Raw genomic sequence first — 26,269 nt, 5'->3', positions numbered from 1 at the left:
GCCCCGACCGGCGTCGCCCCTGCGGCGATGCCGGTCCCTTGAACAAACCTGCCCATGAATATTGATCTATACGGATTCGGTCCGGCCCTGTTAGCCGGGACGCTGATGACCGTTAAACTTGCGTTGTCAGCCCTGTGTCTGGGTCTGGTACTGGGGCTGCTTGGCGCCCTGGCGAAAACCTCACCGTACAAACCCCTGCAATGGCTGGGTGGCTTTTACTCCACGCTGGTGCGTGGCGTGCCCGAACTGCTCTGGGTGTTACTGATTTACTTCGGCACCGTCAGCATGATGAATCAGCTTGGCGAAGCCCTGAATATTCCGGGCCTTGAGCTCAGCGCCTTCTCTGCGGGCGTGATTGCCCTGGGCCTGTGCTTCGGCGCCTATGCCACCGAAGTCTTCCGTGGTGCGATCCTGGCGATCCCCAAGGGCCATCGTGAAGCGGGCCTGGCCCTGGGCCTGTCCAAAGGCCGGATCTTCTCGAAACTCATCCTGCCGCAGATGTGGCGCATCGCCCTTCCCGGCCTCGGCAACCTGTTCATGATTCTGATGAAAGACACCGCACTGGTATCGGTGATCGGCCTGGAAGAAATCATGCGTCACTCACAAATCGCAGTGACTGTGAGCAAGCAGCCATTCACCTTCTACATGGTTGCCGCCATCATCTACCTGGCGCTAACCGTACTGGCAATGACCGGCATGCACTTCTTGGAAAAACGCGCCGCACGCGGCTTCGCGAGGGCCAACCAATGAACTGGGAAGTCATTATCAAGTGGCTGCCACGGCTTGCCCAAGGCGCCACACTGACCTTGGAGCTGGTGGCAATCGCCGTTATCGCCGGCCTGATCATTGCCATTCCGCTTGGTATCGCGCGCTCATCGCGGCACTGGTATGTACGCGCCCTGCCTTACGGCTACATCTTCTTCTTCCGTGGTACGCCACTGCTGGTGCAACTGTTCCTGGTGTATTACGGCCTGGCCCAGTTTGAAGTGGTGCGCAATAGCTCCCTCTGGCCATACTTGCGCGACCCGTTCTGGTGCACGGTGCTGACCATGACCCTGCACACCGCGGCCTACATCGCCGAGATTCTGCGCGGCGCCTTGCAGGCCATTCCGCGCGGTGAAATCGAGGCGGCGCGGGCGCTGGGCATGTCCAGAGCCAAGGCGCTGTTCTACATCATGCTGCCGCGCGCCGCGCGCATCGGCCTGCCGGCGTACAGCAACGAAGTGATCCTGATGCTCAAGGCCAGTGCCCTGGCCAGTACCGTAACCCTGCTGGAACTGACCGGCATGGCGCGGACCATCATCGCCCGCACCTACCTGCCGGTAGAGATCTTCTTCGCTGCAGGGCTGTTCTACCTGCTGATCTCCTTCCTGCTGGTGCAAGGCTTCAAGGTGCTTGAACGCTGGCTGCGCGTCGACGCCTGCCAGGGTCGCTAAACCTGTATAACGGGGCTGATCACAGCCCCGTTCGCTTGACTGCCTATGACCACGCCCCGCCCGCTAACAGATACGCACATGCTTGGCCGCTTCCAGGCCCTGGACAGCTTTCTGCGCGAGCATCAAGCGCTTTGGCGCCCCCGCCCCTTCACCCAGCTGCAATTGCCCTGGGAAAGCGAGCACCCAGCCTTGGCGAACTGGTTAAGGCAACGCTCGTTGAGCGAGGCAGAGGCGGCGCACAACCACCCCGAGCTTTTGCCCGCACCCCAGCCATTCCCGCAGTTGGCGCAGTTGGCACACCAGTTGTCCGAAGTCGGCGAGCTACCTGCCATCGAACTGCACTCAGCAAGCCATCGCCTGAATGTGGATGTGCCTGGTCGCAAGTGGCAGCAGATTGAGGCGTTCGCCAGCCACCTGGCGTTCAACCACGAACCACGACACTGGCTCGACTGGTGCTCCGGCAAGGGCCACCTTGGCCGACGGCTACTGCAAGCCGAGCGGCACAAGCTGACCTGCCTGGAATACGACCCTGCACTGGTACAAGCCGGCCATGCCCTCAGCGAGCACCATGGCCTACCGAGCCAGCACTTGCTGCAAGACGTGATGGCAGAGGAAACCTGCCGCCAGTTGGGCAGCGAACATACGGCGGTGGCCCTGCATGCCTGCGGCGACCTGCATGTGCGCTTGATCAAACTGGCCAGTCAGCAAGGTTGTCGACAACTGGCCATTGCCCCGTGCTGCTACAACCGCATACAGGCCGCGCACTACCAGCCGTTGTCTGGCGCCGCGATTGCCTCGGGGTTGCAGCTTTCAATCGATGATCTTGGCCTGCCATTGAGTGAAACCGTCACCGCCGGCGCGCGGGTACGCCGCCAGCGCGACGAATCGATGGCCAGGCGCCTGGGCTTTGATCTGCTGCAGCGTCAGCTGCGGGGTGTCGATGAGTACCTGCCGACACCATCATTACCGGTCAGTTGGCTGCACAAGTCGTTCGCTGACTACTGCCAGGAGCTGGCAGCACTCAAAGGCCTGACCATCGACCCCATACCAGACTGGGCTAGCTTGCAGGCCCTGGGTTGGCAGCGTCTGGCCGAGGTCCGTAACCTTGAGCTGCTGCGCAATCTGTTCCGTCGCCCCCTCGAGATATGGCTAGTATTGGACCGCGCCCTGTACCTGCAAGAGCAAGGCTACCGGGTGCAGTTGGGGGTGTTCTGTGACCAGCCACTGACGCCGCGCAATCTGATGCTGCTGGCCGAACGCCACTGACTTCGACAACTGTGCGCAGCCTGTGGATAAGTCTGTGGGCAACCTTTTGAAAACACCCTCAAAAACCTTGGATCCAAACGCTTTCAGCGATTGATCGTTTTTTGCTCAGCGGTTTATCGCCAGCAAAAACAGCTATTTGCGCAAAGACCAAAGGAACGCCTCGAGCCGACATACGCGCGGCCCTGCTGGCACGCGCCTTGTGCATAAGCGTTCCAGCAAATAGCTCTAAGCAGCAAAATCAGGCCAGTTTCAGCAGACTCATACCCGCCAGCAACAGCAGCAAGCCCAACCAGCCTCGCCCGGCCAAGCGCTGGCCAAAAAGTGCCCACCCCATGGCCACGGTGGCGAGAATGCCGAACCCACCCCAAATGGCATAAGCGAGCGACAGTTCAATATCGCGAACAGCCTGGGCCAACGCGGTAAACGCCGCCAGCACACAAAGAATCGAAACGATCCCCAGGCCGCGCTTGCGAAAACCATCGGAATACTTGAGCAACAGGTTGGCGATAACTTCGAGCACGATCGCCAGGCCAAGCCAAGCGAAAGGAATCCAATTCATGCTTAGCATGGCAGCGCCTCCCTGTTGCGCTCGGCAGATGCTGGGCGGGTACCAGACTTGATCAGCAAGATACCGGCAATCATCACACCCAGGCCGGCGGCCTTGAGCAAGCCCAGGCTTTCACCCAACCAGGTAACGCTGGCCAAGGTAATAAGCACGATGCCGATGCCTTCCCACAGCGCGTAGGCAACACCTACCGGCACGCGCTTAACGGCCAGCGCGAGGAAGAAATACGACAGGCCGATCATGACGTACATCAAGCCATGACCCAAAACCGGGTGCGCAGTGGCAGCGAATTTCATCGAAACGGTGCCAATCACCTCAGCGATGATGGCGATAAACAAATAGATCCAGGAACGCATGATGCCCTCCCACGGGCGAAACAAACCGGGCGCACAAGCGGCGACGGGTTACAGACAAAACCAAAGAAAAAGCTGTTTGTCGGGGGAGGCGCTAGAGACCGCCGGTCCAGTGATTTTCACAGGAAGCCAGACGAGAGGTGGGGAGCAGAAACGCTTTACTGTTCAACATAATGAACAACAAATTAGCTCAAGGCATCGCAAAAGTCAAATCGATAGAAAATTACTAATTAAATTTCGCGCCTTTTAAACCGTATCCAGGTGAAAGCCCTTAAAGGTTGCCGAAAGCTTCGTAAATTATATTTCCCAAGATCTTAGGACTATCCCTTCCCTCTGTGTGGATACGTTGCTACCGGAGCAGCTTGCCCCGCGATCGAGTCAAAACGTCACACCGCAGCTAAAACAACAATTAATTATTGTATTACGATAATTTCTAGAAAATAATGCCCACCGCTCAACATCGAACGGAGGCAAAACATGAACAGTAAAACAGTGGCCTATGCGCGCTCGCGTCTTCGAGTGATCGGCGCATTCGCCGCTCTACTTGCCTGGACGACTGCCGTCGTCGAATTCGGCAGCACAGCAATGCTGTGGATTTTCGACAAGGCCCAGATGCAGAGCGCTTACCTGCAAAGCTATGGCGACCAAATGCCATTGCTGCTGGCACCGGACTACCAACCCTCCATCCTGGCCCTGAGCCTGGTGCTGGCCCTGGAGTTGATCCCCAGCAGCCTATCGGTGCTGGCGTTGTTCTTCACCGGCTTGTTCTTCCTGCGCTTGTCCAAGGGTCAAACCTGGACAGCAGAAAACATCAAACTGCTGTGGTGGGTTGGCCTGCTGTGCATCTGCACACCGATGCTGTGGCCGGTGATCGGCACCCTCCAAGGCTTGGCATTTGCCATCGACCTGCCTGCGGGGGAAAGAAGCTTCAGCGTATCGATCGGTGTATCATCCGTGGCGGTTTACGAGATCATGAAAGGGATATTGCTCTGCGCCTTTTCACTCCTCATGCGTGACGCCAAAACCATCAGCGATGAACACAACTGTTATGTCTAGCTTCCCCCTATGCCGATAATCATCCGCCTTGACGTGGTCATGGCCAAAAACAAGATCCGCTCCAAGGATCTGGCCGAAATTATCGGGATTACGGAAGCGAACCTGTCGTTGCTGAAAAACGGCAAAATCAAGGGTTTCAAAATCGAGACCCTGGAGAAGCTCTGTCGCGCGTTGAACTGCCAGCCAGGTGATCTGCTGGAGTTCAGCGAGGAATGATCAAGGAACCAGCAACTCGTGAGCAATTCACTCAAGTGGCGCCCTGCGCTGCTGCTGACTGCCGTCCTGCTAGGCGGCTGCGGCCCTAGCTACACCTATAGATACTCGCCCCCACCCAGCATGATGGGCATGAACTGCATCAACAGTTGCGCCACCGAACGCAACCACTGCAAACAAATGGCGCGCCTGCAGGAAAACAGCGACCAGGCCCTGTACCAGGCCAACCTCAGAAGCTACCAGCACTGCCAGAACGGCAAGAGCAAAAAAGAAGCCCGCAAAAGCTGCTACTACCCCAGCTACCCGTACGGCAGCGGCTCAAGCTACAGCTGCGGCAACGATTACGACAGCTGCTACCAAAGCTGCGGCGGCACCATCCAGCGCATCCTCAACAAAGAATAAACCTGAAGAAAACGGAATTTACAGTGAACAAAATACATAGCCTTGCCTTACTCACCTTCATCCTCGCCCTGACCGGCTGCAGCAGCGCCAGCTACACCCCGGACTGGGAAATGCCAAAGATGCAGGTACTGGGCGACAACGGCCTGCCGGCACAGCCTTACATGCACTGCAACAAGCGTGGCTGCCACGACCACAAACCCATGCTTTTCGACCCGACCAAAGCCGAACCAGACGCCACCTCACTGCACCGTGGCTGGTAGCAAAACTGGCCGAAATACCTTTTAGAAACAAGTATTTCAAAGAATCGTGCAGAAGTAGTTTACAGACGCAAACTGATCGCTATAATGACGCCCCTATGCCGGTATAGCTCAGATGGTAGAGCAACTGACTTGTAATCAGTAGGTCCCGGGTTCGATTCCTGGTGCCGGCACCATTCAAGGTTCCATAGAAAGCTTTCAAAATCTCTGGAACCCCCGAAAAACCCGCCTTCTGGCGGGTTTTTTCGTTTTGGGGTTCCATCGGTTTCCGTCAGAAACTGGTGGATTCCGGCGGTTTTAGGGGTAATGTTAGGGGTAAGGTAATTCGATAAAGGGGGAGTACCCTTATGTCGCACACCACTGCTCCACTCTCCGATTCGGCTTGCCGCTCAGCCAAGCCCACCGACCGCGCCTACAAGCTTTTCGACGGCGACGGCCTCTACCTTCTAGTCCAGCCCAATGGCCGTAAAGGCTGGCGTCTCAGGTATGTAAAACCTGATGGACGCGAAGGACTGACCTCGTTCGGCAGCTACCCCGTGGTCGGCCTCGCCGATGCGCGCAACAAGCGCCTGGAGGTCAAGCGGATGCTGGCGAAAGGCATCGACCCTATCGAGACAAAACACCAAGCCAAGACGCAGGCCGCAATCAAAGGCCGAACCTTTGAAAGCGCTGCACTGGAATGGCACAAAGCGATGTCTGCCAAATGGGCACCGGGTCATGCCAAGACGGTTCTGAGCCGCCTCAAAACCCATGTCTTCCCGCTGATCGGCGCTCGCTCTATTGTCGATCTGGACACCCATGACCTGATGCAGCCTTTGGAAGCGATCCAGAAACGCGGCACAATTGACGTCGCTTTAAGGGTACAAAACTACCTGCAAAGCATCATGCGCGAGGCGAAGCGTTCTCGACAGATAGCGGCAAACCCTGCCTCCGACCTTGAAGGTTTGATCAAAGCCCCGAGGGTTGTTCACCGCCCAGCGTTACCCTTATCGCGTCTGCCTGAACTGCAGGAGCGCATTGAGGGTTATAACGGCCGCGTACTTACTCGGCTGACGGCCATGCTCTCGCTGCATGTTTTTGTCCGCTCCAGTGAACTGCGCTTTGCCCGTTGGAACGAATTCGACCTCAAGCGCGGCACCTGGGAGATACCCGACACCCGTCCCGCATTGGACGGCGTCCCCTTTTCCACAAGGGGTACAAAAATGGCCGGGGATATCCATCTTGTACCCTTATCGCCGCAAGCCGTGGCCCTGCTTGAACAGATCCACTTCCTCACCGGTAAATTCGACCTGGTGTTTGCAGGCGATACCAAGCCCTGGAAACCCATGTCTGAAAACACGGTGAACAGCGCGCTTCGAAAGATGGGCTACGACACCAAAACCGAAATCTGCGGGCATGGGTTTCGTTCGATGGCCTGCAGCGCACTGATCGAGTCAGGATTGTGGTCGGAGACAGCCATTGAACGGCAGATGAGCCACAAGGAACGCAACAACGTCCGCGCCGCTTACATCCACAAGGCCGAGTTCATCGAGGAGCGCAGGCTGATCATGAACTGGTGGAGCCGGTACCTGGAGGCCAACCGGCAGGAGCATGTCACTCCACACGAATTCGCGAACCAGACCGGGACGAACGTCACACGACTCAAGGCGAAAAGCCGCTTGAGGGAGTAGACCGTTAGCCTACTCCTCGTCCTGCCCACCAACGTACGCTTTGTACGCCTGCCTTTCATGAGTCGGTTTGGACGGAAATGCCAACTGAATCTGCCTGCTTTTCACCATTCCATTCAGGTACTGCTGACGGAGGGCATCTGGACTGCGCTTTACTAAATTAGCCAAAACGTTGAGCGTCAGATAGTGCTCCTTGCATAGGGTGATAATCACCTGTTGCATACGATCCTTTTGCATACGCTCTCGATTGCGCGGCTCCTCAGCCAGTATTTCGAGCTTTTCTCGAAACCCTGCATCAAGCCTGTCCAAAGCATCGATCAGCGGCGCGTCAATATGATCGCTCAACAAGCAGCCATCATCGTTTCGCTGCATATCCAGCTCGACCTTATGTTCGGAGCTACCTGCGTTATGTTCGGAGCTAGCCCCGTTATGTTCGGAGCTGCCGGCGTAATGTTCGGAGCTCTGTAGCGGACCTGCGAACACTTGCTCCGGCGTAGGCAGTTGCTCACCCGGCAGGTGATAAATCATGCCCCGAGAGCGCCCGTCGGGCACAAGGAATCCCTCGCGTACCAACCGCGCAAGCAGTTGGCTCAAGTCATGAGCATGAGTATCACAAATCTCAAGGAGACGATTATGGCTGACCACCCGCTCAATCGCGGCCGTGGCCAAAATCAACCTGGCAGTATGTTCCAAGCTCTCGAAACGCCCCCCAAATCGCTCTCGTAACTGCTCCACCACCCCTTCAGGAAGCAAGTCCAGCATGCGAAGCTCAAGAAGGGTTTGCTCGGGCTCGGGCTTTTCATAAAGGGCTGGCGGTCGCCAATGCTGGCTTCGCCACCCGCTGTAGATTTTTGGAACCCCAGAACCACCACGCTCGCCAAGACCGATAAGAAGAAACATTTGGTGCATTAGCCTGTTCCGGCAATCGCTGGTACCACCTTGCAACACCTGCTCAAGGGGTAAACGTAAGCCGCCAGGATTGCGAAAGCCAAACAAGTCAGGACGCTTCACGACTAACACAGAAACCCGCCCGGTATAGTCGGCATGGACCAAGGTATTAACCAAAGCCTCGCGCAGAGCTTCATGTACCGGTGTGTCATCCTGGCGCTGATCACCTTTGAGAGCGAACGGTACCTTTAGGTCCTCAACCAACTTGCGATAAACCCGCCGGTAGAAATCAAACAGATTCCCTGACCAGGTTCCATCAGGGACGAGTCTATCCACCCAACGTAGTTCTGTTTTGGCGTACGGCCGCTCCTGATAGTCCACAAAGTAATGCGGCACACTCTCTTGGATCGAAAGCCAGCGTCCGAACATGAGTAAACCTGCCAGAGTCAACCCTTCTACTCTGTTCGCGCGGTCCTTACGCCAACCTCCTATCTGTCGGAGAAACTCAATCCCTTGGTGCTCCAGCGCTGGATGGCCTGGCTTTATGTCGCTAAGCATCTGGCGGTAGATACGCAGACTGTCCGGATCGATGTCTGCGAAGTCGTAATTCGGCAAAATCCGCTCGTCCCGACAGTCCTCCACTTGCTCTGCGAACATGCGGCGAACATCTTCCTCAGAGCAACGCCGATCACCCTCATGTAATCGACGATAAGTGTTACCTAGCGGCTGACCATTGAGAAATACCGGCTTCTGCTTACGCGAAGCCGCCGGGATTTTCACTTCGAGTACCTGCTTGCCCTCCAGCTCTCTGACGACCACCTCCCGGTCAGTCAGCAGATTGACACTGACCTTGGCCGGATTGTTGAGGGTATTGAACAGGTCAGTACGTACTTTCTCGATATTTGATAGGCCTGCAACGCTGAACTGCCCATCCTTCTCGCGCACGCCAAGCAGTACTACCCCACCCTGAGTGTTAGCAAAAGCGGAGTAGGTTAACCAGAAATCCTTAGGCAACTCTCCCTTCCCATCCTGCCCCTGAGCGAGCTTGCATTCGAGCTCGACAGATTCAACCAGCGAGGGCAGGTCTTCAAGGGTGTGGGGATTGAGTGACATCAAAGACTTCCTAAATGATCAGCCTGCTTCACGTAGCTGCAAAAGGTCGAAGAAAAGATATACGTGCGGGGATTGTACTCAGTCTTCCATAGTCGCACGCAACTCGACGAGCGGAGACTGATCATGAACTGGTGGAGCCGATTTCCAGTCACCAATCAGCAGGAGGATGTCACTGCTCACGACTTTGCACAGAAAGTCACACCGCCAAAAGCCAATCGCGGCGCAGCAAAGTAAGCGTACGTTCTCGAAATCTCGATGATCCGCTTGTCCACGCGGGTCCATCCAAACAGGGCTGCAAAGCCGCCCTGCTTGGATGGACCTCATTTAAAAAATCTAAAGCCCACGCAAACTGTCTGTGGAAAACCACAGATTTCCACCGGTGGATAATCTCATCCACAGCCGCAGAACTCCCGAAAACTCGAGCCTTGACCCGAATTATCCACAGGCGTAGAAAAGATCGGGCAAAGCGCTGTCGCTGACAGCAACCCAGGTAGCCAGAACCTTTGAGGCTACGCCACACGGTGGTGGTTCTCCCAAAGTGCGATTAGCGTCCGGCGGCTCGCACGGTCACAGCGATGTGATGGATGCCTACTTTTATCAGTGTGCCCACTGCGGCAACTCATCCCCTTTCATAGCTGCCCTGCAGCAACCTATCCGCTTGGCCATTTCCTTGCGCCAACCTGCGCCCGTCTCTTTCTTCCGGAAAGAGACGGGCGCTCCTACCATTGCTGCAGCCCATCTCGTACAAGGCTTTGCGGCATTTCCCCTCGTGACAATCGGCGTGACAAACACCGAAAAGTCACCAGCAACAGCGATGCAGATGATGGTGCCGCAACCCACGGAATGGACTGCACCTGACTGACAGTCAGGCATGCCCCCGGTCATCGCTTCACTGCCTTCACCCGACTCAGGATCTCGCGGCGCCGGACTCGTCAGCCAGCGCAGCCTCCACCCGCCCACTTCCTCGGAAGTGCTCAGGAGGCCAGATCATGAGATGCCCAAGCACCCGGTCGTAAAGAGCCGCCAGTCCCGCGTCAGTGGACAACCCTCACAGGCCGCAGGGGCCTTGATCCCTGATAACACTCAACATTCTTGGCGGGATGACGTGGGGATTACCGCACTGTAGGTTTATCTTTCCTGCAGCGCTTGGTCGAAGATACGCAAAAGAGGCTTTACGCAATAATGGCCATAAGCTACGATTTCAAAGACAGCACACGGATTCAACTTACGCTCATCTGGTGAGGCCCGATAATGGAATATCTCTCTCATATTGTTACCTTTATAGCTGGCCTAGGTACAGGCTGGACTTTGAAGGTTGCCATCACAAAAATGTCTTCCAGTAATTCGCGTAACAGCTTCGCCTCTCAAAAGGGTAATACCGTGGGTGGTGACATGGCTGGTGGCGATATAAAAAAACAAACAAGGCGTTGACTCGCATTGTATACAAGACAATCAGATAACGTCATTGGCGGCGACAACGCTGGCCGCGACGTTATCAAACATAACACGTACAATGTCATCAACTCGCCATCCTCTGACGAGCTGGCACTTTTATATGCAAAACTTAAAGTTGATGGCGTAGGCGACCCTGCTAGCACTGGTTTCTCACACAAGCTGCAGCACTATATGGCAGTTCCAACTGACGGAGATGTGCGCGGGCTAGAGGAAAAACTAAAGTCAAGCGGTCGCCTAGACATGTTAAATTTTGCTATACAGCAAAAAGAGACCGCAGCAAAACTGATAATGAAATATCAAACCTCGAGAAGCGCTCAACGCGTGTTCACCATTATTCTCGATGAGCTTCACACTATCTACATGCTAACCGTAACACCAATCATTGAAAGTGGCGGCAATCGCCAAGATGTAGATGCTTCCATAAATCAAGCTTTATTTACCATAAAGTCTATGCTCGGTGAAAATTTCTTAGAGTTCACCGTAAAGGATCTATTGGGGCTACTATATTTTCTCGCTGGAAATTGCCACATACGGTGGGACAAAGATGCTGATATACCACCCAGCGTTTGACGCTTATCACTGCGTTTTCAGAATGCTTGCCCTAGCGGTTGCACTAAAAGAAGCAGAGATTGATCTTCTGCGGATTTGCGATTTTTATTTAACCTTTCCATCAGCTATTGCCAGCGTCAGGCTTCCAAGCGGCATGGCCCACGGCAGAAAAATTGCAAAAGCCGCCGCCAATATCTACCGAGACCCTATTAATCCGAAGAATGTATTCCGTGAAATGGCGGAAATTCAAACATCTGCACTGCGAAATATAGCTGCCTCGGGCTTCATAGATCTTGATCTTTTTGAAAAAGGCAAGTTGAAAATCATCGCCTCAAATGCAATACCTGAACAGATAAAAGAAAAAATCTCGAACTTCGAGATCAGTTCAGGGGAAACTTTTGAGTTCTTGGTTAAAGAGCTTTCAGCCATCCCTCTTCAAGGGATAAACGGGCTAAAACACAGGACCGATCTATTAGAGTATCGATATGACATTAATTAAGCCAACTCTGAAAGTTTGCAACTTGGTAGTAAAGCAAGGCGGTCACTCTGCTTTCGATGCCGACTTCCACGAAGGCGTTAACGTCATACGAGGACGAAATAGCTCTGGAAAAACCACTGTGATGGACCTCCTTGCATATTCGCTCGGAGCAGAAAACATACGCTGGAAACCTCAAGCTTTAAAATGCACCTTTACTATTGTTGAGGTTGAGCTCAACGGCATTCCAGTCACACTCATGAGAGAAATAAGCACTCAGACAATGAGACCTATGTCTTTCTTCTGGGGACGAATGGCCGACGCTTCCAAAGCGAGTGCCGATCAGTGGGAGCGCTACCCTTTCAAAAGATCAGAACAAAAAATAAGCTTTACTCAGGCTCTATTTGGCGCACTTGACATCCCGCAAGCCCAAGGTTCTGGGGCCTCAAATATCACTATGCATCAGATGCTTAGAGTTATTTACGCGGACCAGCCATCCGTTCATAGCCCTATATTTAGGATTGATTCATTCGATAGCGCACTGACCCGTGAAACTATTGGCGGATACTTGAGCGGCGTATATAGCGACGAACTTTATAATGCCCAGCTTAGAGTTAGAGAAATCGAACGGGAACTGGAGAAAAAAATCTCCGAGCTTCGAGGGATCTTTAGTGTCCTAGGTAAATCTGGACAAACACCAGAATTAGCAGACCCCACAACGGCAATCAAAAAGCTTGAGGATAGTAGAGCAGAGCTCGCATCTCGTATCGAGACTTTCAAGAAAGATCGAGAAATCTCTCGAAAAGAGGCGAACGACGCGAACAAAGTTAACGAGACGCTGCGTAAAAGATTGAGCACAGCAAAAGGTTACGAATCAGTTCTGAAGGACAAATTAGCATCATTAGAATTAGAAATCCTGGACTCAAATCTATTCATCAAAGAACTTTCTTCTAGGATTGAAAACCTTGACGAGTCCAAAATCACACGCGACTATTTTGAAAATCTTTCTTTTCAGTTTTGCCCTGGATGCTTGTCTGAAATAAAGCCTAGCGACAACCCTCATACTTGCCATCTTTGCAAATCCAGCACACAGGACAAGAATGGCGCCCAGATGTTGAGAATGCGAAATGAGCTCTCAATTCAAATAAAAGAATCAACACTTATACTTAAACTAAAGGAGCAAGAGGCGAATACCCTTAAAAAAGACATCCCTCTCGCCAGCGCTGAAGTTAAGAAATTAGAAAAAGAATACAAGGCGGTTTCTCAAATCTGGTCAAGCGATGCCGAGATCTTTCTCGAACAAAGGGTTCGAGAACTGGGAGCGCTTGATGAAGAAATTAAGCAAGCTTACGAAAAGCAGAAGCTTTCGTTGATAATCAAAGAACTACAATCTCAGCGCGATAAGCTCTCCGGGGAGCAAAACTCTCTCAACGATACAATTAAATCCCTTGAACTAGCTCAAGAAAGTCGAAAGCTAGAAGTCGCCAAAGCCGTCGAAAGCAATGTAATTCGACTTCTAAAAAAAGACCTACCACTTCAAGTCGAATTTATAAACGCCGAATCAGTAAAATTTGACTTTGAAGAGAATTCTGTTTATGTAAATGGTTCTAGGAATTTCTCGGAAAGCTCAGCGGTAGTTTTACGACACATATTCCACTTAGCATTGTTAACGACAAGCTTGGAAATTCCTGAAATGAGAGTTCCAAGATTAATGATTTTGGACGGAATCGACGATGGCGGCATGGAAAAAACCAGAAGCCATAACTTACAAAAAATCATTGTTGAAGAGTGCGCCAACTATAAACACCAATTCCAGCTAATCTATGCGACTTCAGAAATCACCCCAGAAATAGAAAGTAGCGCCATGGTAGTCTCACGCGCATTTACTCCGGCTAGCCGATCACTGGATGTGCGATAGAGATGGGCGAGAGTTAATCTGAGACTGGGCGCAGTTTGTGGCCGCCCACCTAAACGGTGGAAGCGAAAAGGATACAAATAGGGATATTCTTAGCTGCAATGGCTTATAAAACTGATCTCTATCAAAGCTTTAAAATCCCGTTCGACTCCTGGTGCCGCACCATCCAAGGTTCCGGAGAAGGCTTTCAAAATCTCTGGAACCCCCGAAAAACCCGCCTTCTGGCGGGTTTTTTCGTTTTGGCATTTCATTAGATTTCGATGCCATTGCTCTCAGAGGCAAGCATCTGACCGGTCTGCCACTTTTTGTAAAACCTATAGGTCATCCAGCAAAACCTTCACCCGCTGGGGGGCCGCCAGACGTTCGCGTACCGTGGCAAGCAGGGCCTCCCCCTCATCAGCCATCATCACTCGCTTGCGCGGCAGTTGCCCGCGCTCAGCCATTGGCTGCAACGCATGGCACATCCGCTTGAACAAACCCTTACCCCAGACGAAGGGCCGCCAAGCAGCCCCTCTCAAGCGGTCACTCCAGCCCCGCATTTTCACTCAACTCACCCCCGCCCTTTGCGCTTCAATACCTCGCTATCAATCCCATCCAACACTGCATCTACCAGCCCTTTCGCCAGGTCCGCCGAATGCAGGGTAGACCACAGCAGGCCTTTCTTGGGCAGGTCATGAATATGCTCGCAGGCTTGCTGGGCGGTGTCGTAGATGCCTTCGAGCAATAGCGAGACATGGACCAGTGCGTCTTCAGCTTCGATGCCTTCGCGCACCGTAAACAGGGGTGGGTGGCCGGCGTTGCAGGCGCCGAAGGTGGATTCGGCAGTTTTGCCGAAGAGGGACTGCGGAGGATCCGGGACTATTTTTGTCATTGTGAACATCTCTATTGTGGTGGAACTGGCACCACTCGCGACCAAGCAAGTTGGGTGACAGCTGTACGCAGGTTGGTCGACCGAGACAATAGACAAACCCGGCAGGCACGAATGCCTCCCGCGCACAGCCGCCATAAAACGAAGGTGCAGACGAACATCTCGTCAGCATTCGTAGTTGGACGCTGAAACGTCTAATTGTGGGAACGGGCGACCAAACCCGATCGCTGATTTTGCAGCGACCCGGGAAGCCTAACGTTCATCGTCAGGTGAGGCAAGCCGAGGGCGCCAGCCTTGAAATCTCGTGTCCCATCCGTTATAGCTAAAAAGGCATCCATAACCAGAAGAGGCAGAATCAGCCCGTCATGAATGAGATCACACGTATCTTTCGCCCCCAAGGCCCGTTTGCCGCGCTGTTTGGCAAATCTTGCGGGCCCATCGCTGTTGCTAGTGTTTCGCAGCTCAGCTCTCCGCTTTCGACACTTTTCCACACCCTGTCGATTCCACCCCGCGACATTCTGCTCGCGCATAAACGCAAACGCCCTGTTCCTCCACCTGCCCGCTGACTTCTGAATTTTTCGCTTTCCATTGCCCTCGGTTTCACCGTTCAGGGCTGGAGACGCTTTGCATTTTTTTCAGTGTTTTCTGTCAGGAATTTTTATGACTATTCGTGTTGCCATTATCGGCGCAGGCCCTTCCGGCCTGGCGCAGTTGCGTGCTTTTCAATCCGCTCACGCCCAGGGCGCTCCGATGCCCGAGGTGGTCTGTTTCGAGAAGCAGGCTGACTGGGGTGGGATGTGGAACTACACCTGGCGCACCGGGCTGGATGAGCACGGCGAGCCGGTGCACGGCAGTATGTATCGCTACCTGTGGTCGAACGGGCCGAAGGAGTGCCTGGAGTTCGCCGACTACAGTTTTGATGAACATTTCGGACGGCCAATTTCTTCGTATCCGCCGCGTGAGGTGTTGTGGGATTACATTCAGGGCCGGGTGAAAAAGGCCGGCGTGCGCGACTACATTCGTTTCAATACGGCGGTGAAGGCCGTGAGCTTTGATGAGGCCAGCCGTACCTTTACGGTCAACGCCTACGACTACGCCATCGGCCAGGGTATCGAGCAGGTGTTCGATTATGTGGTGGTGGCCAGCGGGCATTTCTCTACCCCGCATGTGCCGGACTTCAGCGGCTTTGAACGGTTTTCCGGACGCATTCTGCATGCCCACGACTTCCGCGATGCGCTGGAATTCAAAGGCAAGGATGTGCTGATTGTCGGCAGCAGCTATTCCGCCGAGGATATCGGCTCGCAATGCTTCAAGTATGGCGCACGCTCGATCACCAGCGCCTGGCGTACCCAGCCCATGGGTTACAAGTGGCCCAAGGGCTGGGAAGAACGGCCGCAGCTGCAGCGTGTTGAAGGCGACATGGCCTATTTTGCCGACGGATCGAGCAAGCGCGTTGATGCGATCATTCTTTGCACCGGCTATCAGCATCACTTCCCGTTCCTGCCGGACGACCTGGCCCTCAACACCGGCAATCGCCTGTGGCCGCTAGGCCTCTATCAAGGTGTGGTGTGGGAGCAGAACCCGCAGTTGCTCTACCTTGGCATGCAAGACCTCTGGTACAGCTTCAACCTGTTCGATGCACAGGCCTGGTTTGCTCGCGATTACATGCTTGGGCGTATCAAGTTGCCGCAGCCATCTGAAATGCAAGCCGACAGTGCTCGCTGGCGTGCCGAGGAAGAAGCGCTGGAAACCACTGCTTCGATGTACGAATTTCAAGGCCGCTATATCAAGCACCTGATCGAACAAACCGACTACCCAAGCTTCGATATCGACGCGGTAAACCGCATTTTCCTGAAATGGAAGTCGGACAAAAAGCAGGACATCATGGGCTATCGCGATAAGTCCTACCGTTCGGTTATTACTGGCACCGCCGCCGTGCCGCACCATACCCGCTGGCTGCAGGCCATGGATGATTCGCTCGGCGAGTACCTGCGCGAAACCGCTGCCAAGGGCGATGTAAAGGCGCTACGTCAGCACTAAGCGAGCGTCGCCTGCAACCAGTCGCAGTAACGTGCAACACCCTGCTCTACCGACAAGGTAGGCTCCTGGTAGCCAACCGCCCGTAGCTGCCCAAGGTCGGCGCAGGTGTAGCACTGATATTTGCCACGCAGGTGCTCAGGAAACTCGCTGTATTCAAGAATGCCTTCAAGCAAGGCCATCTCCCGGGAAAGCGGGGGGTGGTCGTGCTGCTCGCGCAAGTGGTTGATAACCGCCATGGCCACGTCGTTGAACGGCTGGGCGCGGCCACTGCCGACGTTGAAGATGCCGCTCAGTTGCGGGTTATCCAAGAAGAACAGGTTAACCTTGACCACGTCTTCCACCGAGACGAAGTCGCGCAGGTGCCCACCGCTTGGGTAGTCACCGTAACTGCCGAACAGGCTGACTTTGCCGTGGGCCTGGTATTGGTTGAAGCAGTGAAAGGCCACGGAGGCCATGGCGCCTTTGTGCTGTTCGTGGGGTCCGTACACATTGAAGTAGCGCAGCCCAACGATCTGGCTGCGTGACACCGGCAGTTGTCGGCGCACGCGCTGGTCGAACAAAAATTTGGAGTAGCCGTACACATTCAATGGCCGCTCACATTCGCGTTGTTCACGAAAGTCGCGCCCGGCGCCGTACACCGCTGCCGATGAGGCGTACAGCATCGGTACTTGCAGGCTTTGTGCAGCGTCGAGCAGGTCGCGGCTGAAGCGGTAGTTGCTGTCCATCATGAATCGGCCGTCGTCCACGACGGTACTGGAGCACGCACCCTGGTGCAGCACGGCCCTGACTTTGCCGAACTGGCCGCACGCAAAGCGCTCAATAAAGTCGTCTTTGTCCAGGTAATCGGCAATCTCGCAATCGGCGAGGTTGCGAAACTTGTCGCCATCGGTCAGGTCGTCGACAGCAATGATCTCGGTTTCATCGCGTCGATTGAGGGCCTGGACCAGGTTGCTACCAATGAAACCGGCCGCGCCGGTGACGATAATGGTCATGCTTTGTCCCCCTTTGAGGGTGCAGAGCTCTCAGTGTAGGCAACGTTTGCTGCTCAAAAACTAACCAGGGTCAATAGATGCGTTGTTGGCGATAACGCTCGTCGGACTTCTGTTTTGCTGTTGCCGCTGATGCAGCCGTTTATCTGCGACAAGCGTTATTTCGGCTCGCTCTACCAGTACGCCGGTCTGGAACCAGACCCAGGACCAGTAATGCTTAGCCCGCCGCAGACAAGGCCATGTCGCGACGGCGCCCGTAAAGTCGACCGAGGCTTATCGCCCAGTTCAGCAGCGCCACCAGCAGCAGGCTGATCATCATTGCTTCGGTGCCGTTGCTGACGATCAAGTTACCGGCCAACCAGGGGTAGCCGAACACCCCAAGAAAGTAGGCAAGGCTGAACAACAGCAAGGCTTGCGGGGTGAGACCGGCCGGGGCCTGGTTCGCCGCCAGGCCATTGATCACCGAGTAGTTCAGGCCGTACCCGACGCCCAACAGCGCTGCGGCCAGCAGGTAGCCAAGGTTGTCCTGCACGCCCCAGCCCAAGGCCAGCACCGCCACAACGATGAACCCGCAGAGCAGGCACGAGGCTTGATAGGCGTCACGCTTTACCACCCACCCTGCGATCAACAACCGGCAACTGATTGCCGCGCTCATGAAGCCAATGAAGAACAACGAGTAATCCAGGCCGCGTACCGCCGCATAGGACGTCTGGAAGCTGCCCAGGCCACCGAAGATTGCGCCACCCAAACCCACCATGACAATCGGCCAACGCGCCTTCGAGCCCAGCACCTCGATGGACGCACGCCTGCTGATGCTGACACGGCTGGAAGCCGGACGCTGCAGGTGCGCCAGGTAGGTGAAAATCAACAGGCCGACCAGCGCTGCCAGGGCAGCTGTGTAGAACGCGGTCTGTACCGGCAGGCCGAACACACCGGCCAGCTTGCCGACCAAAGGCCCGGAGCCGATACCGCTCATCATGCTGCCCGAGAGCAAGGCAAAGCTGTGGGTACGGCGTTGCGCCTCGACGCGTTCGCTAACCAGGATTGGTCCGAGGGTGTAGAACGCGCCCCAACCCAAGCCGAGAACAAGGCCGCAGAGCATCAGGCCAATGCCCGTGCCAGGCACCAGGGCAAAGCCCAGGCAGGCCACCACCAGGCAACACGCTGACAGTGCAATAGCCCGCGCAGACCCAAGACGGTCAGCCAGATGACCGCTGCCCAGCACTGCAACCACGGTACTGAGCATGGCCAGCGAAATGATTTGGCCTGCGTCCTGCTCATTGCCGCCGCGGGTGCTGACCAGCAACGACAACAAAAACGTCGAGCCATACGACAGCGACAGCAAGTAGCTGGCCAGGCACAGCAGGCCAAAGCCCTGGGCGGCGGGTTGAATGCGAGGTGCGGTCATCGCTTGAAATCACTCGGAAACATCTGGAGAGATCTTTTAGCACGGGCGCTGAGCCTGGCAGTTATGCAACTAGCGGAGTTGGGTTCAGCTATCTGCGAACTAACCCGGCTCAGGTCAAGCACGCCGGGAATAAAAGTCTTTTACTGATTTCACGGGTTTTCCGCTTGAGCGCTTGCCCTATCCTTGGAAGGATCTCTCATATCAGTGGAAGATTCATGAAAGCTTCGCTTCCCAGCCGCTATGCCTGTTTGGTCGGCTGTTTGCTGTTTACCTGTATCAGCCTGCCGTTTCTTTCCAACCATGTGTGGCTGTGGCCCTTCACCCTGATCTGTGCACTGCTCAGCCTGGTTGGCCTCAATGACCTGCGACAAAGCCATCACGCAGTGCGACGCAACTACCCGATTCTCGGCAATATCCGTTACCTGATCGAAACCATTCGCCCGGAAATTCGCCAGTACCTGCTCGAGGGCGATGACGATAAGCTGCCGTTCTCCCGCGCCCAGCGCTCGCTGGTGTACGCACGGGCCAAGAATGAAAGCGCCGAGAAGGCCTTCGGCACGCTCATCGATGTGTACCGCCCCGGCTTTGAGTTCATCAGCCATTCGATGTTGCCTGCCGACACCCCCGACCCTGCTTCGTTTCGCATTGCCATCGGCGGCCCGCAGTGCCGTCAGCCGTACTCGGCGTCCATCTTCAACATCTCGGCAATGAGCTTCGGTGCCCTTAGTGCCAACGCTATCGCGGCGCTCAATTGGGGCGCCAAGCAGGGTCGCTTTGCCCATGACACCGGTGAAGGCAGTATCAGCCCGTACCACCGCGAGCACGGTGGTGATCTGATCTGGGAAATCGGTAGTGGCTATTTTGGTTGCCGCACTTCGGCCGGGCGTTTCGATCCAGAGCGTTTCGCCGAACAGGCGCGTGACCCGCAAGTGAAGATGATCGAGATCAAGCTGAGCCAGGGCGCCAAGCCTGGGCATGGCGGGATTCTGCCAGGGCATAAAGTGAGCAGCGAGATTGCGGCCACCCGTGGAGTGACGGTGGGTGAGGACTGCATCTCGCCTGCAGCCCACAGCGCCTTTCGCACGCCGATGGAACTGCTGCAGTTCATCGCCCAGTTGCGCGAGTTGTCTGGCGGCAAGCCGGTGGGTTTCAAATTCTGTCTAGGCCACCCGTGGGAGTTCATGGGGATTGCCAAGGCGATGCTGGTGACCGGTATTGTTCCGGACTTTATCGTTGTCGACGGCAAGGAAGGCGGTACGGGCGCCGCACCTCGCGAGTTCAGCGATAACATTGGTGTGCCGATGCGTGAAGGGCTGATGTTCGTCCACAACACCCTGGTGGGCTTGAACCTGCGCGACAAGGTACGCATTGGCGCAGGCGGCAAGATTGTCAGTGCCTTCGACATCGCCAGCGTGCTGGCAATCGGTGCGGACTGGGTCAACTCGGCGCGTGGCTTTATGTTCGCGATTGGCTGCATTCAGTCGCAAAGCTGCCATACCAATAAGTGCCCTACCGGCGTCGCTACTCAAGACCCGCTTCGTCAGCGTGCCCTGGTGGTGCCGGATAAAGCCGAGCGGGTTTGCAGCTTTCACCGCAATACCCTGCATGCGCTAGCCGAAATGCTCGCGGCGGCAGGGCTGGATCATCCATCACAGCTAAAGCCCAAGCACCTTGTACGGCGCATCAGTGCCAGCGAGATCCAGCTATTTTCCCAGTTGCATGTGTTCCTCAAGCCCGGCGAGTTGCTCAGTGGCTCGATCGAAAGTGAGTTCTATGCGCGGATGTGGCGAATGGCGCGTAGCGACAGCTTTGAGCCAGAGACAGGCGAAGCGTCGCCGATCAAGCCTGCGGTACGTCGCAAAGAAAGCATGCCGGCCTAGGGAACTACTGCACAGTCCTTTGCGGATCGATCCGCTCCCACAGCTTTCGGTGAATATAACGCTTGAATGAACAACCCCGGCCTAGGCCGGGGTTGTTGGAGACGCAAGCAGCATTTACAGGATGCTGATTGGGTACTCTACGAACACGCGGACTTCGTTGCCGTCGTCGTTGAGTTCAGCTTCACGCATGCTGTCGGAAGTACGCAGGAACGAGCTACGCAGCTTGATCGACAGATCTTTGGCTGGACCTTCCTGAACCACGTACTTGAACTGGTTGAAGATTTCGCGCTCTGTACCTTCACCGAAGCCGCGGGTGTTGATGTTGTCACCACGCACGTAGGCTACACGGTAGGTCAGACCCGGTACGCCGAAGGCGCCGAAGTCCAGGTCGTAGGCAACCTGCCACGAACGCTCGTCTTCGTTGTTGAAGTCGGACCAGTAGGAGTTGGCCAGGTAGATGGTCGAACCACCGTCACCGATACCACCAGCGTTCTGGTAGAAACCGTAGTTGTAGCCGGTGTCACCGGTACTGCGCTGGTGCGCCAGGGTCAGCGCGTGCGGACCGAAAGCGTAAGTGGCTGCCAGGCTCCAGATGGTGTTGTCGCGACGGTCGTCAGTGGCGAAATCGCGGTCCAGCTTGGTCTTGTAGCCGTTGAAGTCCAGGGTCAGGGACTGATCGTCTGCCAGCGGCTGAACGAAGTTGACGCCCAGGTACTGCTTCTTCAGTACGTCTTCTACGTCGGAACCGTACAGGGAAGCGGACAGGTTCTCGGTGAACTTGTAGCTACCGCCGAATACGTTGATCGACTTCAGACCACCGCTGTCACGACCTTCAGCACTTTTACGTGCTTCCTGGGTGAAGCGACCGGCGTTCAGTTCCAGGCCCTTGATTTCCTTGGAGGTGATCAGGGTACCGGTGTAGCTCTCTGGCAGCAGGCGGCCATCGTCGTACTGCAGCACTGGCAGTTCCGGCATTTGGTCTCCGTACTTCAGTACGGTGTTGGAGACGCGGAATTTGACCGCTGCGCCGCCACGAGCAAGATTGTGTGGGGAGCTTTGCGGATCAGCTGGGGTATCGCCATTGCCTGGTTTGAAGAAGTCGATACCGGCGCCGCCGTTGCGACCTTTGCCGCCGTCCAGACGCACAGCGTACAGACCGAAAGCGTCTACACCGACACCCACGGTGCCTTGGGTGTAGCCGGAAGAGAACTTGCCGATGAAAGCCTGACCCCATTCACTCTGGTCGTCGGTGCCATGCTTTTTGTCGCGGTTGATGAAGGCGTTGCGCAGCAGAACACTGGCGCTGCTGTCTTCGATGAAGCCCTTAGCTGCGGCCTGGTCATTGGCCGATGCTTGAGTCGCGGCCATAAGCCCCAGCGCGATCAAGCTGATCCTGGTTTTCAACATTTTATTCTTTTCCTTATTTCTTAGTCGGATACGCGCTGAGACCTACGCCAAAAACCACGCCCCCTGCGTGGGTTGACGCTCGCGGGTCAGAAAATAAAAAACCCGCTTGCGAGTGATCGCAACGGGCCTTTTATTCTGGACTCTTGGTCTATGGGCCTTCAGGCGTTGACCGAATCCTATCCGTGTGCGGATCAGCATGTCAAAATTTCGTGAAACTACTCCGAGTATCGACGCAATTCGTCGCACTCCGAGGACCCGAAGTCCCCAATGAGCAGCACAATTATGGCGTGAGTTCAGGGGCCCGCTCAAGAAACAATTTGAAATACAAATACTTGCAAGCTTTAAAGAAACAATTAACACAAGCAAATAGCAAGCATTATCATTCGCGCAAAATTTCAACCCCTCTTTTCGTCTAATACCCTCAAGCCCTGCGGATGTACTTAATGCCTGCCCCCTGCCGTCTGGCACCCTTGACCCTGGGTGTCTCCCTGTTTCTCTCTTCTGGATTTGCACTGGCCACCAGCACCACCCTTCCCGAGTTATCGGTTACCGCTGAAAGCGACCGCGAGCGCGATGATCCGCGGGTCAAGGAGGTCAGCACAGCGACGCGCACGTCCACCCCGGCCCGGTATGTTCCTCAGGCCATCGATTCGGTGAAGACCAGCAATGTACTGGACTACGGCACCAATGATCTGGGCAAGGCACTTGGCGGCATACCCAACGTCAGCAATGGTGCCGACACGCGTTTCGACAGCGTGCGCATTCGCGGCTTCGACGCCAGTAACGACTTCTACCTCGATGGTATTCGCGACGACAGCCAGTACGTGCGCGACCTGCACAACATCGAACGTATCGAAGTGCTCAAGGGCCCTGCTGCCGTGCTTTACGGACGAGGCAGCCAAGGCGGCATCGTCAACCGAGTAAGCAAGATGCCCGAAGCCGGTCGTCGCTCGTCCATCGAAGCCCAGGGTGGCAGCGAAGACTTGCGCAGCTTGTACGCCGACCTCAGCGCAGACCCATCGGAGAACATCAGCCTGCGCCTGAACATGGGCAATCAGGACAACAACAGTTTCCGCCATGGCATCGACGGCAGCCGCCAACTGTTCGCGCCATCCATGAACTGGCAACTGACCCCAGACCTCAACTGGCTGGTGCAGTACGAGTACAGCCGCTACAACCGCACACCTGATCGCGGTATTCCAAGCGTCAATGGTCGCCCGGCCGATGTCAGCCGCAGCACCACCTATGGCGACACCCACCGCGACTTCATCGATGACAAGGCGCAGTCGCTGCGTTCGCGCCTTAACTACCAGCTCAGCGAGAACTGGCAGGTGCGCCATACCCTGGGCCTGTTCAAGCTCAACAGCGACTTCGACAATACCTACCAGACAGGCTACGACGCCAAAACCAACGAGGTTAACCGCCAGCGCTGGCAGCAAGACTTGAACACACGCAACCTGTTCAACACCATCGAGCTGGAAGGCAACGTCGAGACCTTCGGTTTGCAGCACACCTTGTTGACCGGTATCGAGGTCGGCAATCAACGCCGCGATCCACTGCTCTACAAGGCCGCTGGTAAAGTGCCGGGCGTAGACCTCGACAACCCCGACCGAAACTTGCAGTACAACGGTCAAATGGTGCTATCGAGCAACAACCACACCGTGGTCGACAGCCGTGGCCTGTACATCCAGGATCAACTGCGCCTGAACGATCAGTGGCAAGTGCTGGCCGGTGTGCGTTTCGATCAGTTCGAAGTAGAGACCACCAACAAGATCAAGAACCTTTCCGAGAAGCAGGACAGCAATAGCACCAGCCCACGGCTGGGCGTGGTCTATTCCCCTTGGAAGGAACACTCCTTCTACGCCTCGTGGAGCAAGACATTCTCACCAGTGGGCGGCGGTTTGATCGGCATTACCCCAGGCGCTGCCGGCAACACCAACGAAACCAGCCCGGAAGAAACGCGGCAGAAAGAAGTCGGGGTTAAAAGCGACTGGCTCGACGAACGCCTGAGCACCACCTTGGCGATTTACGAACTGGAGCTCTACAACCGTCGCACCAGCGACCCGAACATCCCGGACGTTACCTTGCTTACCGGCTTGCAGCGCTCGCGCGGTGTCGAGCTGACGGCTACCGGCAACATCGTTGGCAACTGGTATGTTCGTGGCGGTATCGGCATTCAGGATGCCACCATCGTCAAGGATGAAAATGGTCAGGAAGGCAACCGCGTGAGCAACGTCGCCAAGCGCAATGGCAGCCTGTTTCTGACCTGGAAGCCGGAAATGGGCTGGTACGGCGAAACCGGCCTGACCCTGGTGGGTGAGCGCTTCGCCGACAACCAGAACACCGCGGTGTTGCCAGGTTACGGTCGATGGGACGCCTTGGCCGGGTTCCGTACCAAGGATTGGGACGTGCGCGCGGCGTTGAACAACATCGCCGACAAGACCTACTACAGCTCAGCTACCAGCGCCGCGCAGATCCAGTTCGGTGATCCGCGCAGCCTGGTGGTTACTGGCACTTACAGTTTCTAAAAGAAGCGCGGGCAAGCCCGCGCCGATCGGCTTGTCGGTCAATTGCCCAGCAGGGCTTCGAGCTCTGCTTCGGTGATCAAGCCGGTTGGATAACGCGCCAACAATGTACGACGGTGATCGGACTTCCTGCCCCGGGTTCTTCCATTTTGTTTCAACCATTGAGCCACTCGCTGAAGCGACTCATGATTCATTGCTGATGAGGGCGAAGCCGGCTCACTTACTGCATTCATTTCGACACGTACTCCCTGGGCCGTGAGCGGCTAACCTACGCAAACTTTGTGACAGAACAGGGTTGCTCTATCTGTTTGAAATACAATGCAAAACAAATACAAGAGGTGTGCCAGCGCACGCACCGATTGTCGAACAAGCATAAAAAAACCCGTCCAAGGACGGGTTCTTTTATAAGCGATGCCTCAACCTTTCGAAGGCGCCGGCTGCTGTTGGGTCAGGCAGTGGATGTTGCCTCCGCCCAAGAGCATTTCGCGTCCGGGGATCATCACGATTTCATGATCAGGGAAGACGCTAGCAAGGATCGCTCTAGCCTCGGCATCTGCCGGATCGTCGAAGCTCGGCGCAATGATGCCGCCGTTGACGATCAGGAAATTGACGTAGGAGCCCGCCAGGCGAACCGAAGGGTTGCGCTCCTGGCTACCCGCCACCGGATCGACGCCCGCACACTCTTCTTCAGTGGCAAACAGTGGGCCCGGAATCGGCATTTTGTGCACGGTAAAGGCACGTCCCTTGGCATCGCGGCTGTTCTGCAGCACCTCAAGTGCGGCGTGGCAGCGCGCGTAGTTGGGGTCTTGCGGATCATCTGTCCAGGCCAGTAACACTTCGCCAGGACGCACGTAACAACAGAAGTTGTCGACGTGACCATCGGTTTCATCGTTGTACAGACCATCTGGCAACCAAATGATGGTGTCCACCGCCAGGTGGTCACGCAGCACCGCTTCGATCTGCTCGCGATTGAGGTGCGGGTTGCGGTTGTGGTTGAGCAGGCACTCTTCGGTGGTGATCAAGGTGCCTTCACCATCAACGTGGATCGAGCCGCCTTCCAGCACAAAGCCTTCGGTGTGATAGCGCTGGCAGCGTTCCATTTCCAGAACCTTGCTGGCCACTTGCTCATCACGGTTCCACGGCGCGTACAGGCCACCTTCGAAACCACCCCAGGCATTGAAGCCCCAGTCAACGCCACGTACTTCACCACTGTGGTTGATAACGAAGGTCGGGCCGGTGTCCCGGACCCAGGCATCGTCGTTGCTGATTTCAACCACACGGATGTTTGGCGCATCTAGGCGCGCGCGCGCGTTGTCGTATTGAGCGGCCGAAACGGCAACGGTAACCGGCTCGAAACGGGCGATGGCCTGAGCCAGCGTCACGTGTGCGGCCTGTACCGGTTTGCCGCCCAGGCGCCAGTTGTCCGGGCGCTCGGGCCACACCATCCATACCTGGGTTTGCGGCGCCCATTCGGCGGGCATGTAGAAGCCATCGGCGCGTGGGGTGCTGGTCAGGGTCTTCATGAGTAAACCTTTGCAGTGT

The 26,269-nt window shown here is 55.6% G+C and carries 24 protein-coding genes and 1 tRNA gene; 15 read left to right on the top strand and 10 right to left on the bottom strand.

Going from position 1 to position 26,269, the window contains the following annotated elements; genetic code table 11:
* The first annotated feature begins 54 nt into the window (after positions 1-54).
* The 3 genes from V0R60_RS09205 to V0R60_RS09195 are packed head-to-tail and all read left to right on the top strand — an operon-like array spanning position 55 to position 2,702.
* A complete protein-coding gene (locus tag V0R60_RS09205) occupies positions 55-750 on the top strand; it encodes an ABC transporter permease (RefSeq protein ID WP_136474085.1) in 696 nt (231 codons plus the stop codon).
* Complete coding sequence (locus tag V0R60_RS09200) at positions 747-1,436, top strand: ABC transporter permease (protein WP_136474084.1); 690 nt, start codon at positions 747-749, stop codon at positions 1,434-1,436. The genes V0R60_RS09205 and V0R60_RS09200 overlap by 4 nt, the downstream gene beginning before the upstream one ends.
* A 45-nt stretch (positions 1,437-1,481) precedes the next feature.
* Positions 1,482-2,702, top strand: coding sequence for a methyltransferase (locus V0R60_RS09195; protein WP_330079202.1), 1,221 nt, complete (start codon positions 1,482-1,484; stop codon positions 2,700-2,702).
* Between the two features lie 238 nt (positions 2,703-2,940).
* Here the strand turns inward: V0R60_RS09195 and mdtI are convergent, their stop codons facing one another.
* Together mdtI and mdtJ are read right to left on the bottom strand one after the other, a co-directional pair.
* Entirely contained in the window at positions 2,941-3,270 is a 330-nt protein-coding gene (gene mdtI, locus V0R60_RS09190) for a multidrug/spermidine efflux SMR transporter subunit MdtI (protein WP_136474082.1), read from the bottom strand.
* On the bottom strand, positions 3,264-3,623 hold the full coding sequence (gene mdtJ, locus V0R60_RS09185; RefSeq protein ID WP_330079201.1) for a multidrug/spermidine efflux SMR transporter subunit MdtJ: 360 nt from the start codon (positions 3,621-3,623) through the stop codon (positions 3,264-3,266). Before mdtJ ends, mdtI begins: the two co-directional genes overlap by 7 nt.
* 474 nt (positions 3,624-4,097) lie before the next feature.
* On the opposite strand from mdtJ, the gene V0R60_RS09180 reads away from it, so the two are divergent.
* The 6 genes from V0R60_RS09180 (at position 4,098) to V0R60_RS09155 (ending at position 7,218) form a co-directional block, all read left to right on the top strand.
* On the top strand, positions 4,098-4,676 hold the full coding sequence (locus V0R60_RS09180; protein ID WP_136474080.1) for a hypothetical protein: 579 nt from the start codon (positions 4,098-4,100) through the stop codon (positions 4,674-4,676).
* 9 nt (positions 4,677-4,685) lie between these two features.
* Positions 4,686-4,892: a helix-turn-helix domain-containing protein gene (locus V0R60_RS09175; RefSeq protein WP_038605723.1), complete on the top strand. Its 207-nt coding sequence runs from the start codon at positions 4,686-4,688 to the stop codon at positions 4,890-4,892.
* Positions 4,893-4,910: 18 nt separating this feature from the next.
* Positions 4,911-5,291, top strand: a complete 381-nt coding sequence (locus V0R60_RS09170; RefSeq protein ID WP_330079200.1) for a hypothetical protein — start codon at positions 4,911-4,913, stop codon at positions 5,289-5,291.
* 23 nt (positions 5,292-5,314) lie between these two features.
* On the top strand, positions 5,315-5,551 hold the full coding sequence (locus V0R60_RS09165) for a YajG family lipoprotein (RefSeq protein ID WP_136474078.1): 237 nt from the start codon (positions 5,315-5,317) through the stop codon (positions 5,549-5,551).
* Between the two features lie 97 nt (positions 5,552-5,648).
* A tRNA-Thr gene (locus tag V0R60_RS09160) sits at positions 5,649-5,724 on the top strand.
* A 171-nt stretch (positions 5,725-5,895) separates the two neighbouring features.
* Complete coding sequence (locus tag V0R60_RS09155) at positions 5,896-7,218, top strand: tyrosine-type recombinase/integrase (protein WP_330079199.1); 1,323 nt, start codon at positions 5,896-5,898, stop codon at positions 7,216-7,218.
* Positions 7,219-7,227: 9 nt separating this feature from the next.
* Here the strand turns inward: V0R60_RS09155 and V0R60_RS09150 are convergent, their stop codons facing one another.
* Positions 7,228-9,216, bottom strand: coding sequence for an RNA-binding domain-containing protein (locus tag V0R60_RS09150; protein WP_330079198.1), 1,989 nt, complete (start codon positions 9,214-9,216; stop codon positions 7,228-7,230).
* A 1,437-nt stretch (positions 9,217-10,653) separates the two neighbouring features.
* Between V0R60_RS09150 and V0R60_RS09145 the strand changes: the two genes are divergently transcribed.
* The 3 genes from V0R60_RS09145 to V0R60_RS09135 are packed head-to-tail and all read left to right on the top strand — an operon-like array spanning position 10,654 to position 13,613.
* Entirely contained in the window at positions 10,654-11,241 is a 588-nt protein-coding gene (locus V0R60_RS09145; protein WP_330079197.1) for an ABC-three component system protein, read from the top strand.
* On the top strand, positions 11,216-11,719 hold the full coding sequence (locus V0R60_RS09140; protein ID WP_330079196.1) for an ABC-three component system middle component 5: 504 nt from the start codon (positions 11,216-11,218) through the stop codon (positions 11,717-11,719). Before V0R60_RS09145 ends, V0R60_RS09140 begins: the two co-directional genes overlap by 26 nt.
* Positions 11,706-13,613, top strand: a complete 1,908-nt coding sequence (locus V0R60_RS09135; protein ID WP_330079195.1) for an AAA family ATPase — start codon at positions 11,706-11,708, stop codon at positions 13,611-13,613. The genes V0R60_RS09140 and V0R60_RS09135 overlap by 14 nt, the downstream gene beginning before the upstream one ends.
* A gap of 311 nt (positions 13,614-13,924) precedes the next feature.
* Here V0R60_RS09135 and V0R60_RS09130 read toward each other — a convergent pair whose 3' ends face one another.
* Complete coding sequence (locus V0R60_RS09130; protein WP_330079194.1) at positions 13,925-14,128, bottom strand: hypothetical protein; 204 nt, start codon at positions 14,126-14,128, stop codon at positions 13,925-13,927.
* 32 nt (positions 14,129-14,160) lie between these two features.
* Positions 14,161-14,481 (bottom strand): DUF3077 domain-containing protein, encoded by a 321-nt coding sequence (locus V0R60_RS09125; RefSeq protein ID WP_330079193.1) that lies wholly within the window; start codon positions 14,479-14,481, stop codon positions 14,161-14,163.
* Positions 14,482-15,138: 657 nt separating this feature from the next.
* Here V0R60_RS09125 and V0R60_RS09120 point away from each other — a divergent pair.
* Positions 15,139-16,518, top strand: coding sequence for a flavin-containing monooxygenase (locus tag V0R60_RS09120; RefSeq protein ID WP_330079192.1), 1,380 nt, complete (start codon positions 15,139-15,141; stop codon positions 16,516-16,518).
* Here the strand turns inward: V0R60_RS09120 and rfaD are convergent.
* Positions 16,515-17,510, bottom strand: coding sequence for an ADP-glyceromanno-heptose 6-epimerase (rfaD, locus tag V0R60_RS09115; protein WP_330079191.1), 996 nt, complete (start codon positions 17,508-17,510; stop codon positions 16,515-16,517). The genes V0R60_RS09120 and rfaD overlap by 4 nt on opposite strands.
* Before the next feature lie 214 nt (positions 17,511-17,724).
* Positions 17,725-18,915, bottom strand: coding sequence for an MFS transporter (locus tag V0R60_RS09110; protein WP_330079190.1), 1,191 nt, complete (start codon positions 18,913-18,915; stop codon positions 17,725-17,727).
* Positions 18,916-19,130: 215 nt separating this feature from the next.
* On the opposite strand from V0R60_RS09110, the gene V0R60_RS09105 reads away from it, so the two are divergent.
* Positions 19,131-20,795, top strand: coding sequence for an FMN-binding glutamate synthase family protein (locus V0R60_RS09105; RefSeq protein ID WP_330079189.1), 1,665 nt, complete (start codon positions 19,131-19,133; stop codon positions 20,793-20,795).
* Between the two features lie 114 nt (positions 20,796-20,909).
* Here the strand turns inward: V0R60_RS09105 and V0R60_RS09100 are convergent, their stop codons facing one another.
* Positions 20,910-22,202 carry an OprD family porin gene (locus V0R60_RS09100; protein WP_136474072.1) on the bottom strand — a complete coding sequence of 431 codons (1,293 nt, stop codon included), beginning with the start codon at positions 22,200-22,202 and terminating at the stop codon, positions 20,910-20,912.
* Between the two features lie 443 nt (positions 22,203-22,645).
* On the opposite strand from V0R60_RS09100, the gene V0R60_RS09095 reads away from it, so the two are divergent.
* Positions 22,646-24,730: a TonB-dependent receptor gene (locus V0R60_RS09095; protein ID WP_330079188.1), complete on the top strand. Its 2,085-nt coding sequence runs from the start codon at positions 22,646-22,648 to the stop codon at positions 24,728-24,730.
* Between the two features lie 38 nt (positions 24,731-24,768).
* Here V0R60_RS09095 and V0R60_RS09090 read toward each other — a convergent pair whose 3' ends face one another.
* Positions 24,769-24,960 (bottom strand): hypothetical protein, encoded by a 192-nt coding sequence (locus V0R60_RS09090; RefSeq protein ID WP_136474070.1) that lies wholly within the window; start codon positions 24,958-24,960, stop codon positions 24,769-24,771.
* A gap of 183 nt (positions 24,961-25,143) precedes the next feature.
* The gene (aguA, locus tag V0R60_RS09085) at positions 25,144-26,250 is read right to left on the bottom strand and encodes an agmatine deiminase (RefSeq protein WP_330079187.1); all 1,107 of its coding nucleotides are present in this window, start codon (positions 26,248-26,250) and stop codon (positions 25,144-25,146) included.
* Positions 26,251-26,269 lie beyond the last annotated feature (19 nt).

The sequence above is a fragment of the Pseudomonas auratipiscis genome, from assembly GCF_036324085.1.
GTDB classification, from domain to species: domain Bacteria; phylum Pseudomonadota; class Gammaproteobacteria; order Pseudomonadales; family Pseudomonadaceae; genus Aquipseudomonas; species Aquipseudomonas auratipiscis.
Note: the sequence above shows the minus strand (reverse complement) of the source record. Positions and strands in the feature narration are given on the sequence as shown.